Genomic DNA, 16,808 nt, shown 5'->3' on the forward strand with positions numbered 1-16,808 from the left:
GGTCGTGGTCTTGATCCGGCCGCGCTCGTCGAGCGGCAGGTCGGCGTCCTTGACGACCGGGCTGGGCTTGACCCCGGCGGCCCGGCCGAGGTGAAGGGGCGGGCCGGAGGGTTCGGCCCGCCCGTGTCAGGTGGTGGCGTTGGAGTTGCCTGCCAGCTTGACGCCGGCCAGGTCGTGGGCCTGGATCGCGGTCTCCACCGCGGCCACCGTCGAACTGGAGGTGACCCCCGGCAGGGTGGCGGTGTCGAGCGCGTACAGGGTGAACTCGTACTTGTGGGTCGAGCCGCCCGGGCACGGCCCGAAGTACTGCAGCGCCTTGTTGCCGCTGCTCATCGCCTTCTGTCTGGCCGGTGACTGGTTCGGCACGTCATAGCCGAGGCCGAGCCCTTCAGGCAGCGAGCCCTTGGTGGCCGGGATGTCCCAGATCACCCAGTGCTTGTTGCTGTTGGCCGTGTCGATGAGCGTGATCGCGTAGCTCTTCGCCGCCGCCGGGCCGTTGGACCACGCCAGCGGGGGCGAGATGTCGTTGCCCGACACACCGTCCTGCTGGCAGGTGTGCTTCACCGGAATCGTCCCGTTGTTGGCGAAGGCCGTACTGGACAGCGCGAACGGCGCGGCGGCGAACTTGAGCCGCACGATCACGTTGTCCAGCGTGGACGAGGTGCCGCCGTTCTTGTCGTTGTTGGTGGAGGTCAGCCACAGGCCGCCGTCGGGGGTCTTGACGACCGTGCGCAGCCGTCCCCACCTGCCGTTGAAGAACGCCCGCGGGGTGTCGGTGGTGTTGCCGTTGATCTTCATGACCCACAGGCGCTGCCCGCGGACGGCCGCCATGTAGATCCAGTCGTTGACGATCTCCAGGCCGCTGGGCGAGGCGGCGGCGACGTCCCACTGCTGCACCGGGTCGACGTAGGCCGAGTTGCTGCACTTGCCCTCGCAGTTCGGCCAGCCGTAGTTCTTGCCCGGCTGGATCAGGTTGAGCTCGTCCCAGGTGGCGTCGCCGAACTCCGACTCCCACAGCCTGCCCTGCGAGTCCCAGGCGATGCCCTGCGGGTTGCGGTGGCCGAGCGAGTAGACGCGCGGCGCGTTCGGGAACGGGTTGCCGGGCGCGCCCGCGCCGGTGGGGGTGACGCGCAGGATCTTGCCGTTGAGCGAGTTGAGGTCCTGCGCCCTGCTCGGCGTCTGCGCCTCGCCGGTGGTGATGTAGAGCATCCCGTCGGGGCCGAACTTGATCCGGCCGCCGTTGTGGAACTTGTTCTTGGAGATGCCCGTGACGATCGGCTCGCGGGGCCCGATCGCGTTGTTCACGAAGGTGAACCGTGCCACCCGGTTGTCACTGGACGAGGTGTAGTACGCGTAGACGTAATGGTCGGTGGCGAAGTTCGGCGAGACGGCCAGGCCGAGCAGCCCGCCCTCGCCGAGGGTCGTCACGGCTTCGGTGACCTTGCCGACCACGGTCCTGGTGCCGTCCTGGGTCAGGCGGGTGATCTCGAAACGGTCCCGCTCGGCCACCAGGGCGCTGCCGTCCGGCAGGAACGCGATGCCCCAGGGCAGGTCGTAGGCGGTGTTGACGTCCTTGTCGTAGACGGGGTCGCCGCCGCCCGCGGTGGAGGTCGTCTTGACCGAGATCGCGGCGCTGCGGCCGGAGGTGTTGCCGTTGGCGTCGAACGCCTCGACTGCGAAGGCGTAGGTGGTGTTCGCGGTGAGCCCGTCGGCGGTCGCGGTCAGGTCCGGGACGGTGGCGAACTTGACGCCGTCCTTGTAGACGTTGTAGCCGGTCACGCCGATGTTGTCGGTGGAGGCGTTCCAGGCCAGCGTGACACTGGTGGCGCCGACGTTGGTCGAGCGCAGGTTGCCGGGCACGCTCGGCGGCTGCGTGTCGTCGCTGGGCGGCGTGGTGATCGGGACGTTGTTGCTGGCGGGCGAGGCGTTCCCGGCCTGGTCGTAGGCGATCACGCTGAGCACGTACCCGGTGTTCGGGGTCAGCCCCTGCACGGTGATCGCGGTGACGTTGCCGCCGACCGTCATCAGCACGTTGCCGCCGTTGTAGATCACGTACGTCGACACGCCCACGTTGTCGGTGGCGGCGTCCCAGGCGAGGTCCACCGAGGACGGCTTGACGTCGCCCACGACGCGCAGGTTGGCCGGCGCGGTGGGCGGCTCGCTGTCGCTGGGGGCGGAGGCGTTCAGCCGGTCCAGGTTGGGGCCGCCGTTGGCGGTGGTGGCCGTCGCCCTGACCTTGTTGGCCCCGGCGACCAGCGTGGCCGTGACGGACTTGTCCGCCCAGGTGTCCCAGTTGGCCGTGGCAGGGAAGCTGACGCCGGCGCTCGTCGTGGTGCCGTTGACGGCGATGTCCATGGGCCGGTCGACGGTGGTGCCGTTGGCGTACCTGAACGTCAGGGTGTAGTTGCCGGCGGTGGCCGCGTTGACCGTGAACTCGACGTACGAGCCGGTGATGTTGGTGTAGTCGACGAAGCCCGTGCCGGTGAAGCCGGTGTGGTTGGTGGCGACCGTGCCCTGCGAGATCGTCGCGTTCTCCGCCTGGTACTCGCTGGTCGGCGCGGCCGTCTCGACGTCCACGTAGTCGAGGTTGGGGTTGCCGTTGACGCTGGTCGAGGTCAGGCGGATCTTGTTGGCGCCCGCGTTGACGGGCGCGGTGAGCGTGGCGGTGGCCCAGGTGTCCCAGCTGCCGGTGCCGGTGAAGGATCGGGCCGCCGCGACCACGCTGCCGTTGACCGCGATGTCGGCGGGCCGGTCGACCGTGGTGCCGTTGGCGTAGCGGATGGCGATCGTGGCGGTGCCGGCGGCGGAGGCCGTGACGGTGAACTCCGTGTAGCTGCCCGCGACGTTGTCGCCGTTGACGAAGCCGGTGCCGGAGTAGCCGGTGTGGTTGGACTCCACCACGCCCTGCGAGATGGTCGCGTTCTCCGCCTCGTACCGGGTGGGGGCGGCCTGCGCGGGGAGCGCGGGCACCATGCCCAGCAGTAATCCGGCCGCGAGTGTGGCGGCCAAGGGCAATCGCATGGAAACCTCCTGCTGTCTTGGGGGGAGGAGACGGAGGGGGTTGTTAGGAAGGTTTCCTAACTTTGGAATTGATGGGATCACCTGTCACGCATCCCTGTCAAGCGGGTCGACGTCCTTGGGCCGAGACATCCCATCACTGGCGCTGGCGTGGCGGACGGCGCAAACTGGAAAGACGGCGATCGCGTGGAGCAGTGGAGCACCCGTGGACAATCACCTTGATCACATGCCGGTACTGTCCAAAGGCAGGCATCGGACCCCGAAACGCGGGGCCTGCTTCATGGAGCTGGCGTCCTACCTAGCCGGAGAAAGGTGGAGCGACCACCCGGCCTGTACGCACCCGTTGCTGGCCGCACTCGCCCGCCTCGTCAACGACAACACCTCGGACGTCGACCGGAGCAAACTCATCTGGCTGGTCCCCTCGATCATCGGGCTGACCAGCGACGACCTGCGCGTGGACGCCCACATCGCGCTCCGCTGCGCGAGGACCGCGCTGCCGGTGGCGGCGGCCGAACGCCAGCTCGCCCTGGCGGTCTCGGTGCTGGCGGCGGAGGAGATGCTGGCCAGGCTGGACGGCGCCCCGTCGGGCCGGCTCAGCGAGGCCAGCATGGACGCGATGGCCCAGGTGCCGCGCGCGGCGGACCAGGCCAGGCGCTTCAGCCGGGCGGCCCGCATCACGGAGAAGGGTTTCCGCCGCTACGCCGCGCCCAACGCGGTGCAGCTGTCGGTCGTGGGCATCGTCCAGGCCTGCATTCCCGACCCGGACGCCCTCCTGCGCACCCTTCTGTCGGAAGCGATCGACGACTGCGTCGCCCTCATCCGCGGCCCGCAGCCCGAAACCCTGGACGCGGCACTCCCGGCCCGCGTCTGACCCGCCCCAGGCCGGCGCTCCGCCGTCGGCCGGGCGCCCTTCCGCCCCTCCAAGACCCCCCGCCCCGCCACGCCAGTGGCGCCGGCGGACGGTGTCAGGACTCCAGCAGTTCGGCCGGATCGAAAGACACCGGGAACGGCTCAGCGAGCACCAGCACCTCGCCCGCCTTGGCCTGGGCAGCCGGCTCGTACCCGCCCTCCCCGAGGTGGAGCACCTCGACGTGCGGGATGTCGGCGCCCTCCAGCTCGACCCGGACGAACACGGGGATGCCCGCCGCCGCGTACTTCGCCGGCTTGACCTCGTAGTCGCGCCTGCGGTTGCCCACCCCTGGGCTGACGATCTCGGCCACCGCCGCGACCTCCGACGCGGGGAAGCTCACCGTCCCCGCCATGACCAGATCACGGGGCAGCACCACGATGTCGGGGATCAGCCCGTCGGCGCCGACGACCACATTGGCCGCCTCGACCACCACCAGATCCGCTCCAGTCGCCCTGGCGGCGCCGGCCAGCACGGTACGCAAGCCGCCGGCGCACAGTGCGTGCAGGCCAGATGCTGCTGGGCTCACGACGAAACTCCCGTCGATCAACTCGATGCGATCCCCGGATTCGGGGAGCTTGAGCCAGTCTTCGACGGTGTAACCGGTGGCATGCGACAGCGGAAAGATCCGCGTGCGCCTGGGTGGACGATGCGCGACCAGCCATCCCTCGTCGGGCAGAGCGCTCATGTCATCGCCGCCTTCCATAGAGCCGAGTCTTACACGCCGATCCGCCACAGGGCCATGCGCATTCACATGGTTACACCAAGTGACGGGATGGCATTACCCGGCCGAGACCTGCTGCGGCTGCCGTTCTGACGCATGACCCTGATTTATTCGGCCACCTGTTCGCCTGGCGAGACAACGCTGCAGGTCAGGGAAGCCTCGCCTTCGTTGCGGATCTTGTCGGCCTGTGCCTAAATTTCGGAATAAAGGGCGTTTGAGGAGTGGATGCATGACCGTCGAACTGGCTCAGCCGTACTCGGCCGAGAAGCACCACAGCCACCGCGACGTGACCGGTGGATGGCTGAGACCGGCGGTGTTCGGGGCGATGGACGGCCTGGTGTCGAACTTCGCGTTGATCGCCGGCGTCGTCGGCGCGGCCGGAGCCGGGCAGGGGGCGGTGCTGGCCGGGTTCGCCGGACTGGTGGCAGGGGCCTGTTCGATGGCCGCCGGCGAGTACACCTCGGTCAAGTCGCAGACCGAGCTGATGCGCGCCGAGATCGCCGTGGAACGGCATGAACTGGCCAGGAACCCGAAGGGCGAGCAGGCCGAGCTGGCGGCGCTGTACCGCGCTCGCGGGCTCGACAAGGACCTGGCCGCGCGGGTCGCCGCCGAGCTGTCGGCCGATCCCGAGCAGGCGCTGCGCGTGCACGTCCGGGAAGAGCTGGGGGTCGACCCCGACGACCTGCCCTCGCCCTACCTGGCCGCCGGGTCGTCGTTCTGCGCGTTCGCGACGGGCGCGCTGGTGCCACTGGCGCCGTTCCTGTTCGGGGCGTCCGGGCTGGCGGTCGCGCTCGTGCTGAGCCTGCTGGCGCTGTTCGGGTTCGGCGCCGTGGTGGCGCGGATGACGGCCCGCCCATGGTGGCTGGGCGGCGCCCGCCAGCTGGCGCTGGGCGTCACCGCCGCCGCCGTCACCTTCGGCCTGGGGCACCTGCTGGGCGTGGCCATCTCCTAGGCCGGGACGGCCCTAAGAACTCCTAACAAAAAGGATCTTGGAATAGGTTGATCACCTCTGCGGTTGATCACGGCGTGAGGGAGGGCCAACAGCGCCGGCTGGTCAACCTCCCAAATGGCCGTGGCTGCTTCTGCTGACCGCCCTCGATCGCCGGTTTGGATTAGTTGCGTGGAATGCTGTCCGACCCAAGGGAAGGGCGGATCATCGTGCACGGGATGGGCGAAACGAGTACGGCGGAGCGGTACCGAAAGTTCGGGGAGATGGAGGTCCGGGGTCACTCACCCAGCTACGAGCAGCTATGCATGGGCGTCGGCGCCGACGCCGAACTCCTGGCCCTGGCCGATACGCTGCCCGCGGCCAAACGACAACCCAACCTCCTGTTCGGCGCGGTCCGGTTCCTCGGCGGCCCAGTGCACGATTTTGGGGCGTTTCGCATCTGGGTGCTCGAGCATTGGGCGGAGGTCAGCTCCGAGATGCTGGCCCGCAGCACCCAAACCAATGAGCCGGGCCGGTGTGCGACGCTGCTGCCGCTTCTGGCGCGCCTGCCGCAGCCACTGGCATTGATCGAGGTCGGCGCCTCGGCCGGACTGTGCCTGTTCCCGGACCGCTACACCTACCGCTTCGATGACCGACCCGCCCTGGGTCCAGTCAGCCCAGTCATGCTGACCTGCCGGACCAGCGGAGCGGTACCGATCCCGCAGCAAGTGCCGTCGGTGGTGTGGCGGGCCGGGATCGACCTGGCCCCCCTCGACGTCGCTGATGCCGACCATCTGCGCTGGCTGGAGGCGCTGGTCTGGCCCGAGCAGCAAGATCGGCTGGTACGGCTACGCGCCGCGACTCAGATCGCGCGTGCCGAACCGCCCCACCTCGTTCAGGGTGATCTGAATGCCACCATCGCCGACCTGGTTGGACAGGCCCCGCCGGACGCCACGCTGGTCGTGTTCCACAGCGCGGTTCTGGCCTACTTGCCGCAGGACGAACGCGATCGGTTCGTCGAGACGATGCGTGGCTTGCCCGCCCGGTGGATCTCCAACGAGGCGCCCAGCGTAATACCTAGCGTGGCCGCTCGGCTGACCCGTAGCCCATCGACCGACCGTAGCGCGTTCGTCCTGGCCCTGGACGAAGAGCCGGTCGCTTTTACCGGACCACACGGGCAGTTCCTGGACTGGTTGCCAGAATGAAACCGATGTGCTCGCTGAGCAACGCGGGATGCCGCCTGCACCCCCTCAATGCCGACAGGAGACCGTTGCCCCTTCCTCACGGTGAGACACCGCGGGTGACCTATTCCAAGATCCGTTTTGTTAGGAGTTCTAAGGGCGGGTGGAGGCGGCCAGCTTGACGCCGAGGGCGATGAGCGCCGCTCCCGTCAGGCCGTCGACCGCTCTGCGGACGGCGCTCCTCGCGAACACCCTGCGCAGGGCGCCCACGACGTTGGCCACCAGCAGGAACCACACCACGGTCCCCGCCAGCGCGACCAGCGACAGCATCAGCGTGTCGCCGAGCGGGGTTCCGCCCGAAACGAACTGCGGGACGAGCGCCACGAAGAACAGCGCCGCCTTGGGGTTGAGCGCGTTGGTCAGCAGCCCCTCCGTGAACGCGGCCCACGAACTCTTCCTCCCGGGGTCGGATAGGCCCAGGTCCAGCTCGCCGCCCCTGCGCAGCGCCGCCCGCAGCGCCTTCACCCCGAGATACAGCAGGTAGGCCGCGCCCGCGACCTTGACCACGGTGAACGCCATCGCCGACGCCGCGAGCAGCGCCGCGATGCCGGTGGCCGCCGCCACCACCCAGGCGAACACGCCGACGGAGATTCCGGCGGCGGCGGCCATGCCGTAGCCGCGTCCGGAAACGGCCGAGCGCCGCACGACGACGGCGAAGTCCGGCCCGGGAGACATGGCCCCGAGCATCACCACGCCACCGAACGCCGCCACCTGTATCAGAGAGATCATGCTGACCACCTTAAGAGGGCCGCCGCGGGCGCCGTCAGGACGACGGCGGGCACGCCCGTCACGAACTCAGCTCGTCCGGCCCCGACCGAAACCGGCCGACGCGTCACCGGCACGTTCACCCCGCCCGGGTCGTCCACATCGTGAGCGCGGGCTTACTCGAGGCGGCGCCCTGGTCGAGCAGTCGCCATGCGGTGGCCCATCGCTGTTGCTCGTCCTTGTCGCCGCCGCACCCACGAATGAGCCCCAGCAGGTAGCGCATCGTCAGAGGGGGTTTGTCGGGCTTGTCATAGATGATCTTTGCGATGGTTGCGTGGGAGAACGCGCCCTTGGAGTGTGTGGCGAGTTGGCGGGAGGAGGGTTTGTCGGCCCACCGCCAAAAGTCGCGGGCCAGCCTTTCCAGTTCTGGGAGGGACTGTGCGGACAGCGGGTCCGGCTTGAGGTTGTAGCCGGGCGCGTCCTGGATCATCGGTTCGACGACTTCCACCATCCGGCGGGGGGAGCGGCGTTCGGGCTGAAGGTAGATCGTGCCGCCGGTGTTCTGGATGACGTACGTGCCGCCCTGGTCGTCCCCCTGCTGGATGTGGATGTTGTCGGACCACGGACGGTAGAGCTTGGCTCGCTCGTAGGCGGCATGGAAGGCGGGCAGGCTCGCCACGGACGCGCCGAGCTGGTTCAGGAGGCTGTGGATCAAGCGCCAGGAGGGCAGAGGGCCGTTGGAGTTGAGGGCCTGTGCGAGCATGGCGATGCTAGTCCCGGGGGGCCAGGTGTGGTGTCGCCAGTCGCGGCCGTCGGTTTGGAAGTCGACAAGTGAGCCCAGCAGCTCCTCGAAGCTCACCGTGGCTTCGGATGCGGCGATCGGTGAGGCCGCAGGAGTCACCGAGGGATTTGGAGGCCTGACCGCGTTGTGGGACTTGGACATCATTGCTGCTTCACCCGGCCAGCGCTCGCCTTGCGGGCTGCCCAGGCGTTGAGGATACGGCCGTAGGACACCCCCATGACGAACACGACGGCGGTCGTGACGGCGACCGGCTGCTCGGCGATCTGCACGTACGTCATGCCGGCGCCGGTCACAGCGGTGTGAAGGGTGGGCATCAACCACGCTGGAGGGCTGATTTCCGCCTTAAAGGCGAATCTCATGAATACATCCTTTCTGTGGGCTGCTTGGGGCGCACGAGGGAGGGCTCATCAGCGCTCCCTCGTGCGGCCGGAACACCTCGGCGCAGACGGTTCAGGTATGCGACAGGGCCGACCTCGCACAGTCGGCCCTGATCGCGGAAAGTCTGCGCTCCGCTACACCAATAGTGTCCTTTCTCCCGCTCCGACGCAAAGCCGTACCGATTATTTTCCAGATCTGGGCAATACACCCGAACAAGCGCTATCGGTCAATGGTCAAGCTGCTGACCGTATCAACTCGCAAAGGAGCGTATGAATCTGCCTGGAGCCGTCAATTACTGTCTCGATCTGTAAAAGCTACTTTCCGGTAGGCGCTGAATAACTGATACTCGACACGGACCCGCGACACACGACACAAGCCGCGGGCAGTGCGTACCGCATCCCTTGCTGGGCTGGAACACCGACAAGACACCGGACGCACCGGAGAGGACATCCGTCTCGCACCGGACCCTCAGACGTGAGCGGAGGCAGCAGCCTCCGCTCATTGTCGTTGCAGGGAACTGACCGCGCTGCGGCTGCACGTCAGATCTATCAGGTCCCGATCGGCTACGTGGGGGTTCGCCGTGATTCAGGGCAATCGCGGAACGGATCGGAACGATCATGCCGGGCACGCCGCCGGCCCATCGGTTCAAACAAGAATCTTGAAGCAAGAGCCGGCCATCGTCCAGGCGTGCATTCACAAAAAAGCGGAGTGCGCAGCAAAAGGCCGTCCTGAATCGTTCTGTATCGTTCCGCCTCGAACCGATGCGCATGCTCGGCACGATTCGGAACGGCCAGGACCGCCCCGGCCTCACCGGGCTGGCGTGCCTCGCATCGCAGCGATCGGTCGGCGCCTGCGGAGACACGCCGAAGGACGATCGGCGCGGCTCACGACCCCGGCAACCCGCACACTGGCCGAGCTCGACCGGTTGGTCTCAACGGAGGGGCCTGGGAGCACCTACACCAGGACACCGTCGACCCGCACGCCGCCGCCGTGCGCGCAGCGGCCCCAGGCAAAGCCGCCCTGTCTGATGCGCCCCTCTATCACAGCCTGGGCTGAGTGCGGGGTGAGTACATCGTCTCCCACTGAGCGAAAGCGTCGACAAGGTCAGCCGAGGACCACACCGCGGCGGCTACTTGCCGCACCTCACCGATGGCAGTGGCTAACTCATTTCCTCCGGCTTCAGGAGACGCCTCTCGGGCGCGAGCACGCCAGTAGACCCTCTTGATCCGGTTGACTTCCAGATCGGCGAAGGTAACCAGCTGGTGCCCTACGCGCGCATGCCGGCCACGAGTCGAGATCAACGCCGCGAGCGGGAAGGTGTCGTCGATGGCGTCGACGTAACCGCTCCACAGCTTCGCCCTGATGAAGCAGCCGGCCTGCAGGTATGCGTTCGAGATGCGACGGCAGACGTCCTTGACGATCGAGCCGCACAACCGGTCTCCGACACGCAGTTGGGGGATCTCCAGCGCCAACTTGCCGCTCAAGCGCCTCGCTTGCTCCAAGAAGTAGCAGCCCTCTTGGACAGCGTCCTTGTTGATCAGCAGGATGCCGAGCTCGAAGGCGGACAACCCCCGGCCGACGTTGACACCCTCAAGGAGAACCGAGGCGCGCGACCCGAACCACCGGCGAAGGCGGTCGGCCGATGCTTGGCCACAAGGCATGTGGTCCACCGGCTGGAGCACCGTCTCTGCCATGGAGGAGCCATGCCGAACGAGGGGAGGGTCGCCATTCAGCCCACAGCGGGAAAGGTCCCGCTGCTCGTTTGGAGGGTATTCGGCCAGGCGAAGGGAAGGCCCCGCGTCGGGAACGGGCAGGTCCTCCAGCGAGGGCCAGGACACCAGGGAGGACGGCTTCGGCAGGTCCTCGAACGCGGGCCAGCTCACCTCGGAAACCACTTCGAGCGAAGGGGGAACGGATGACCCGCCCGGCTGAACCACTGAGGCAGGGGAGGCCAGCTCCGGCACGATCGAGGGCACGTCGAGCGGCACGACGTCGGCCAGCGGACCCGGTGCTGTCAGCACCTCGTGCGACTGCCCGTTCGTCGCCTCCACATACAGCTGATAGAGCTCCTCTCGAGTGCCCAGGCTCTTGTCCGGGTCGACGCCCGTCTTCCTTAACTCGTCGCATAGAACGTCGAAGACGCACGCGACGCGCTCCCACCGCGGCCCTTTCTTGCGGCCCTGACCTGTGAAGATAGCTGCGACGGTCGTCTTGCTCAGACCGCACGCGCTCTTCTTGGCGATGTCTCCATATGAGACATCGCCTGCTTTTCTGCGCAAACGCCGCAGCTCGCTATAAAGCCGCTCCAGAGGAGGGTCGACCGCACGGCCAGTCATCGTGCCGGCCACCGCCAATCACAGTGCGCCTCAAAGGGAAAGGAAAATTCTCTCGCACCCGACCGACAATTCGTGACATGCACGCCGCACTGACCGGAAAAACGGGACAACACAGCACGACACGGAACGGTCGCCGGAGTCGTTCATACACGTCACGCACCGTTCCGGATCGTTCCGTATGACGCACGAGAGACGACACACGCAGACCAGGGTGGGGCAGGTGATCTTCTCGACAATGCCGTCGCGCCAGGTGGTAGTCGAGACAGGCGGCGCCGAAGGCACGCGGGCTGTCGACGCCCATGGCGTACATGCCGTGTTCGCTGGCCCAGCGAAGCCTGGCCGGTGGGCTGCCTCGGGCTGCGGCGCCAGTCGCCGCAACCGATCGCGCTCGTGGTGAGCCACAGGAAGACGTCAGTGCCCGGCGACTGGTGGTCCAGCGCTTCCCGCGCGGGCGCGGGCGCGGGTCAGCGTTTGCGGCTCTTCTTCAGGATCGCGCGGACGGTCAGCAGCAGCACGACGGCGACGATCTGGCCGCCGAGCACGATGCGGTTGACGTCCACGGCCGGCTGCCAGCGGACGTCGCCGTCCTTGATCACGTACACGCCCGCGGGTGTCGCGCCGAACCCGAAGCCGCCGCCTCCGCCCTGCTCGGCGTTCTCGCCCTCACCCCTGCCCATGCCCCCGCCGCCACCCTGCGCGACGCGGGCGACCGGGATGACGGTGACGTCCCCCTGCTGGATCGGCTCGCCGAAGACGCGCTTGACGGTCACGACGTCCCTGGACTGTCCGACTAGTTCCATGATGTCCATCCCCACATCGTGGCCTCAGAGCCGCCGGAGGACCAGCATCTCGCTGCGGAAGTCGCCGCCGAGCCGGTGCCGTGGTCGAGGAGTCCGGTGACGGCCCAGGTCGTCGTGCGCTCGGCGACCTGGCCCAGAGCTCCCCCGGTCAGTCGAAGGTCGTGGAGACCTCGTGCCAGCCGCCCGGCGGGATCTGCTCCGCCGCGTCCGGCCCCCAGCTGCCCCTCCGGTACGGCAGGGGCGGATCGGGCAGGTCGAGGACGGGCTGGACGATCCGCCACGCCTCCTCCACCAGGTCGAACCGGGCGAAGCGCCTCGGGTCGCCGGTCACCGCGTCGACGAGGATGCGCTCGTAGGCGGCCTCCATCGGCCCGAGCACCTTGGTGAAGTCGACGCTCACCGGCACCTGAATGGTGCGCTGCCTGCCCGGTTCCTTGGCGAGCACGTCGAAGGTGACGCCCGCGTCGGGCTGCAGCCGGAACCTGATCAGGTTGGGACGCAGCTCGGCGGCCTGCCCGTGGAAGAGCGACACGGGCGGCTTGCGCAGCTCGGCGACGATCTCCAGGTCGGTCGTGGCCAGCGCCTTGCCGGTGCGGACGCAGAACGGCACGCCCGCCCAGCGCCAGTTGTCGACGTAGGCGCGCAGTGCGACGAACGTCTCGGTGGTCGAGCCGGGCCTGACCCCATCGGTGTCGAGGTAGCCCTCGTACTGGCCGCGGACGATGTCGCCGGGGGCGAGCGCCTGCACCGCGCGCAGCACCCGCCACTTCTCGTCGATCTGGGCGCGGGCGTCCTTGGACGGCGGCGCGTCCATGGCGATGATCGCCAGCAGCTGCAGCAGGTGGTTCTGCACGACGTCGCGGATCGCGCCGGTGGCGTCGTAGAACGCGCCCCGGCCCGCGACGTCGAAGTCCTCGGCCATGGTGATCTGCACGCTGCGGACGAAGTTCCGGTTCCAGATCGGTTCGAGCAGCATGTTGGCGAACCGGAAGACCATGAGGTCCTCGACCGGCTCCTTGCCCAGGAAGTGGTCGACCCGGCGCAGGTGCTCCTCTTCGAAGTACTTGAGCAGCTCCTCGTTGAGGGCCCGCGCCGAGTGCAGGTCCTGGCCGAACGGCTTCTCCACGACGAGCCGGGCGCCCTTGTTCAGCCCCACCCGCGCCAGCCCCTCGGCGACGACGGCGAACAGCGACGGCGGCACGGCCAGGTAGTGGACCAGCGGCCCCTTGCCCTCGGTCTCCTGGAGGAGCCGGTCGAAGGTTCCGGGGTCGCCGTAGTCGCCCGCCACCAGGCGCAGGTTGCCGGCCAGCTTCCCGAACACGGCCTCGTCGACGTCGCCGATGGCCTGGCGGGCGTGCTCGCGCAGCCCGTCGAGGTCGAGGTCGGTCTTGGCGACGCCGATGATCGGCAGGTCGAGCTCGCCGCTGTCGCTCAGCGCGTACAGGGCGGGCAGCAGCATCTTGCGCGCCAGATCTCCGGTGATGCCGAACAGCACCAGGGCGCCTGCCTGCTCCATGTCAGGCTCGCCTTCCCCGCAGCTCGCGGTAGACGCGGACGAGCCGCTCGGTGGACGGGTCGGGGAAGCTCTGCGGCGGCTCCTCGGAGGTGAGCGCGGGCGCCAGGTCGAGCGCCATCTTCTTGCCCAGTTCGACGCCCCACTGGTCGAAGGAGTCGATGCCCCACACGGTGCCCTCGACGAAGACGATGTGCTCGTAGAGGGCGACGAGCTGGCCCAGCGTGGACGGCGTCAGCTTGGGCGCCAGGATCGTGGACGTGGGCCGGTTGCCGGGCATCACCTTGTGCGGCACGATCTCCGCGGCCGTGCCCTCGGCGGCGATCTCCTCGGCGGTCTTGCCGAACGCCAGCGCCGACGTCTGGGCGAACAGGTTCGCGTTGAGCAGGTCGTGCATGCCCGCGTGGTCCTCGTACGGCTCGGCGAAGCCGATGAAGTCGGCGGGCACCAGCTTCGTGCCCTGGTGCAGGAGCTGGTAGAAGGCGTGCTGCCCGTTGGTGCCCGGCTCGCCCCAGAAGATCTCCCCCGTGTCGGCGGTGACGGAGGTGCCGTCGGCCCGCACGGACTTGCCGTTGGACTCCATGGTGAGCTGCTGCAGGTAGGCGGGGAAGCGGTGCAGCCGCTGGCTGTAAGGCAGCACGGCGCGGGTCTGCGCGCCGAAGAAGTCGTCGTACCAGACGCCGAGCAGGCCGAGCAGCACCGGCATGTTCGCCTCGAAGGGGGCGGTACGGAAGTGCTCGTCGACGGCGTGGAACCCGGCCAGCATCTCGCGGAACCGCTCGGGCCCGATCGCGATCATCAGGGAGAGCCCGATGGCGCCGTCGTAGGAGTAGCGGCCGCCCACCCAGTCCCAGAAGCCGAACATGTTGTCGGTGTCGATGCCGAACTCGGCGACCTTCTCGGCGTTGGTGGAGACGGCCACGAAGTGCTTGGAGACGGCGTCCTCGCCGAGCGCGCCGACCAGCCAGTCGCGGGCCACCCTGGCGTTGGTGAGGGTTTCGAGGGTGGTGAAGGTCTTGGAGCTCACCACGAACAGGGTGCTGGCCGGGTCGAGCCCGGCGAGGTTGCCGCTGATGTCGGCGGGGTCGATGTTGGAGACGAACCTGGCCTGGATCCCGGCGTCGGCGTAGTCGCGCAGCGCCTCGTAGGCCATGGCGGGGCCGAGGTCGGAGCCGCCGATGCCGATGTTGACCACGGTGGTGATGGGCCGGCCGGTGGCGCCCTTCCACTCCTGGGAGCGGACGCGGCCGGCGAAGCCGCTCATCTTGTCGAGCACGGCGTGCACATCGGCGACCACGTCCTGGCCGTCGACGACGAGCTTGGCGTCGACGGGCATCCGCAGCGCCACGTGCAGCACGGCGCGGTCCTCGCTGACGTTGATGTGCTCGCCGCGGAACATGGCGTCGATCCGCTCACGCAACCCGGCACGCTCGGCCAGCCGGACCAGCAACTCGATCGTCTCGGCCGTGGCGCGGTGCTTGGAGTAGTCGAGGTACAGGTCGGCGGCGGTCAACGTCATGTGCCCGGCCCGGCCGGGGTCGGCGGCGAACAGCTCTCGCAGGTGCTTGCCCGACAGTTCCTCGTGGTGCTTGGCCAGTGCCGCCCATTCCTGGCTCTGGGTGATGTCGCTGCTCACGCGTCCTCCTCATACCGTCAAACCGATCACATATAGTCCCGTAACCCCGTACCCCGCCGGGTAGATTCCGCGCACGGCGGAGCGGACTCTTTGCCCTCGTGAGGCGTCAGTGGGACTCGCGGCCGACCTCGTCGCCGCTCGACCCGATGAGGAAGTCGAGGTCGGCCCCCTGATGCGCCTGCGTGACGTGGTCGACGTAGAGGCGTTCCCAGCCGCGCACGGGCCTGGCGCGCCCCTCGACGACCGGCTCCCTGGCGGCCAGGTCGGCGTCGGGGATGTCGACGTCGAGGCGTCTGGCGGCCACGTCCAGGACGATCGGGTCGCCCGTGCGCACCCTGGCGAGCGGCCCGCCCGCCGCCGCCTCCGGCGAGGTGTGCAGGACGACCGTGCCGTAGGCGGTGCCGCTCATCCGGGCGTCGCTGACGCGGACCATGTCGCGCACGCCCTTGGCCAGCAGTTTGGCGGGCAGCGGCAGGTTGCCGACCTCGGGCATGCCCGGGTAGCCCTTGGGGCCGCAGCCACGCAGCACCAGCACGGACGTCTCGTCCACATCCAAGTCGGGCGAGTCGAGGCGGGCGTACACGTCTTCGACGCTGTCGAACACGACGGCCCTGCCGCGGTGGCGCAGCAGTTCAGGCGAGGCGGCGGCGGGTTTGATCACCGCGCCGTCGGGGGCGAGGTTGCCGCGCAGCACCGCGATGCCGGCGTCGGGCAGCAGCGGCTCCGCGCGCCGCCTGATGACGCTCTCGTCCCAGATCTCCGCGCCTTCCAGGTGCTCGACGAGCGGCCTGCCCGTGACGGTGATCGCGGCCGGGTCGAGCAGGTCGGACACCTCGTTCAGGACGGCGGGCAGGCCGCCCGCCCTGAACAGGTCGTCCATCAGGTGGCGGCCCGCCGGCTGGAGGTCCACGAGCAGCGGCACCCCGGAGCCGGTGCGGTCGAAGTCGTCGAGCGCGAGGTCGACGCCGAGGCGGCCGGCGATGGCCAGCAGGTGCACGACCGCGTTGGTGGAGCCGCCGATCGCGGCCAGCGTGACGATCGCGTTGAGGAAGGAGCCCCTGGTCATCACCGCGCTCGGACGGCGGCCGAGCCGTACCAGGTCGACGGCGAGGCGGCCGGTCTCGTGGGAGCGTTCGAGCAGCCTGCTGTCGGGGGCCGGGGTGCCGGCGATGCCGGGAAGCGTCATGCCGAGCGCCTCGGCCATGCACGCCATCGTGGACGCGGTGCCCATCGTGTTGCAGTGGCCGCGGCTGCGGATCATGGACGACTCGGAGTCGAGGAACGCCTCGCGTGACAGGGTGCCCGCGCGGACCTCCTCGCTGAGCCGCCACACGTCCGTGCCGCAGCCGAGCGGGGCGCCGCGGAAGTGGCCGGTCAGCATCGGCCCGCCGGGCACCACGACGGCGGGCAGGTCGACGGACGCGGCGGCCATGAGCAGCGACGGGATCGTCTTGTCGCAGCCGCCGAGCAGCACCACCCCGTCGATCGGGTTGGCGCGCAGCATCTCTTCTGTGGCCATGGCGGCGAGGTTGCGCCAGAGCATCGCGGTCGGGCGGACGTTCGTCTCGCCCAGGGAGACGACGGGCAGGTTCAGCGGGATGCCGCCCGCCGCCCAGATGCCCTGCTTGACGCTGTCGGCGACCTCGTTCAGGTGGGAGTTGCACGGCGTCAGGTCGGACGCGGTGTTGGCGATCGCGATGTGCGGCCTGTCGCCGTCGAACGCGGCGCGCGGGAGGCCGCGCCGCATCCAGGCGCGGTGGATGTAGGAGTTCCTGTCGTCTCCCGAGTACCAGCGTGAACTGCGGAGCTCCATACCGGCA

Annotated in this window: 13 protein-coding genes; 3 read left to right on the forward strand and 10 right to left on the reverse strand. The window is 68.8% G+C overall.

Translation table 11 applies throughout. The annotated features are described in order from the left end of the window. Positions 1–126 precede the first annotated feature (126 nt). Positions 127–3,021 carry a YbhB/YbcL family Raf kinase inhibitor-like protein gene (locus ABZ297_RS34650; RefSeq protein WP_355355386.1) on the reverse strand — a complete coding sequence of 965 codons (2,895 nt, stop codon included), beginning with the start codon at positions 3,019–3,021 and terminating at the stop codon, positions 127–129. A gap of 223 nt (positions 3,022–3,244) precedes the next feature. On the opposite strand from ABZ297_RS34650, the gene ABZ297_RS34655 reads away from it, so the two are divergent. Continuing rightward, positions 3,245–3,889, forward strand: coding sequence for a hypothetical protein (locus tag ABZ297_RS34655; RefSeq protein WP_355355389.1), 645 nt, complete (start codon positions 3,245–3,247; stop codon positions 3,887–3,889). 94 nt (positions 3,890–3,983) lie between these two features. On the opposite strand, the gene ABZ297_RS34660 is transcribed toward ABZ297_RS34655, so the two are convergent. Then, positions 3,984–4,613, reverse strand: coding sequence for a Uma2 family endonuclease (locus ABZ297_RS34660; RefSeq protein WP_355355392.1), 630 nt, complete (start codon positions 4,611–4,613; stop codon positions 3,984–3,986). 265 nt (positions 4,614–4,878) lie between these two features. Here ABZ297_RS34660 and ABZ297_RS34665 point away from each other — a divergent pair, with 265 nt between their 5' ends. Together ABZ297_RS34665 and ABZ297_RS34670 are read left to right on the forward strand one after the other, a co-directional pair. Beyond that, on the forward strand, positions 4,879–5,601 hold the full coding sequence (locus ABZ297_RS34665) for a VIT1/CCC1 transporter family protein (protein ID WP_355355395.1): 723 nt from the start codon (positions 4,879–4,881) through the stop codon (positions 5,599–5,601). A 215-nt stretch (positions 5,602–5,816) separates the two neighbouring features. Then, positions 5,817–6,782 carry a DUF2332 domain-containing protein gene (locus ABZ297_RS34670; RefSeq protein WP_355355430.1) on the forward strand — a complete coding sequence of 322 codons (966 nt, stop codon included), beginning with the start codon at positions 5,817–5,819 and terminating at the stop codon, positions 6,780–6,782. Positions 6,783–6,911: 129 nt separating this feature from the next. Here ABZ297_RS34670 and ABZ297_RS34675 read toward each other — a convergent pair whose 3' ends face one another. The 8 genes from ABZ297_RS34675 to ABZ297_RS34710 form a co-directional block, all read right to left on the reverse strand. Next, complete coding sequence (locus tag ABZ297_RS34675; RefSeq protein ID WP_355355398.1) at positions 6,912–7,547, reverse strand: LysE family translocator; 636 nt, start codon at positions 7,545–7,547, stop codon at positions 6,912–6,914. Positions 7,548–7,662: 115 nt separating this feature from the next. After that, positions 7,663–8,382 carry a hypothetical protein gene (locus tag ABZ297_RS34680; protein ID WP_355355400.1) on the reverse strand — a complete coding sequence of 240 codons (720 nt, stop codon included), beginning with the start codon at positions 8,380–8,382 and terminating at the stop codon, positions 7,663–7,665. Between the two features lie 83 nt (positions 8,383–8,465). After that, entirely contained in the window at positions 8,466–8,684 is a 219-nt protein-coding gene (locus ABZ297_RS34685) for a hypothetical protein (RefSeq protein ID WP_355355402.1), read from the reverse strand. 1,059 nt (positions 8,685–9,743) lie between these two features. Then, the gene (locus ABZ297_RS34690; RefSeq protein WP_355355404.1) at positions 9,744–11,051 is read right to left on the reverse strand and encodes a helix-turn-helix transcriptional regulator; all 1,308 of its coding nucleotides are present in this window, start codon (positions 11,049–11,051) and stop codon (positions 9,744–9,746) included. Positions 11,052–11,503: 452 nt separating this feature from the next. Then, positions 11,504–11,839 carry a spore germination protein GerW family protein gene (locus ABZ297_RS34695; RefSeq protein ID WP_355355406.1) on the reverse strand — a complete coding sequence of 112 codons (336 nt, stop codon included), beginning with the start codon at positions 11,837–11,839 and terminating at the stop codon, positions 11,504–11,506. Positions 11,840–11,987: 148 nt separating this feature from the next. Further along, the gene (gene zwf, locus ABZ297_RS34700) at positions 11,988–13,355 is read right to left on the reverse strand and encodes a glucose-6-phosphate dehydrogenase (RefSeq protein WP_355355408.1); all 1,368 of its coding nucleotides are present in this window, start codon (positions 13,353–13,355) and stop codon (positions 11,988–11,990) included. A gap of 1 nt (position 13,356) precedes the next feature. Then, a complete protein-coding gene (gene pgi / locus ABZ297_RS34705) occupies positions 13,357–14,988 on the reverse strand; it encodes a glucose-6-phosphate isomerase (protein WP_355355410.1) in 1,632 nt (543 codons plus the stop codon). Between the two features lie 106 nt (positions 14,989–15,094). Further along, positions 15,095–16,801, reverse strand: coding sequence for an IlvD/Edd family dehydratase (locus ABZ297_RS34710; RefSeq protein WP_355355412.1), 1,707 nt, complete (start codon positions 16,799–16,801; stop codon positions 15,095–15,097). Positions 16,802–16,808 lie beyond the last annotated feature (7 nt).

The sequence above is a fragment of the Nonomuraea sp. NPDC005983 genome, assembly GCF_040614375.1.
Lineage (GTDB): Bacteria > Actinomycetota > Actinomycetes > Streptosporangiales > Streptosporangiaceae > Nonomuraea.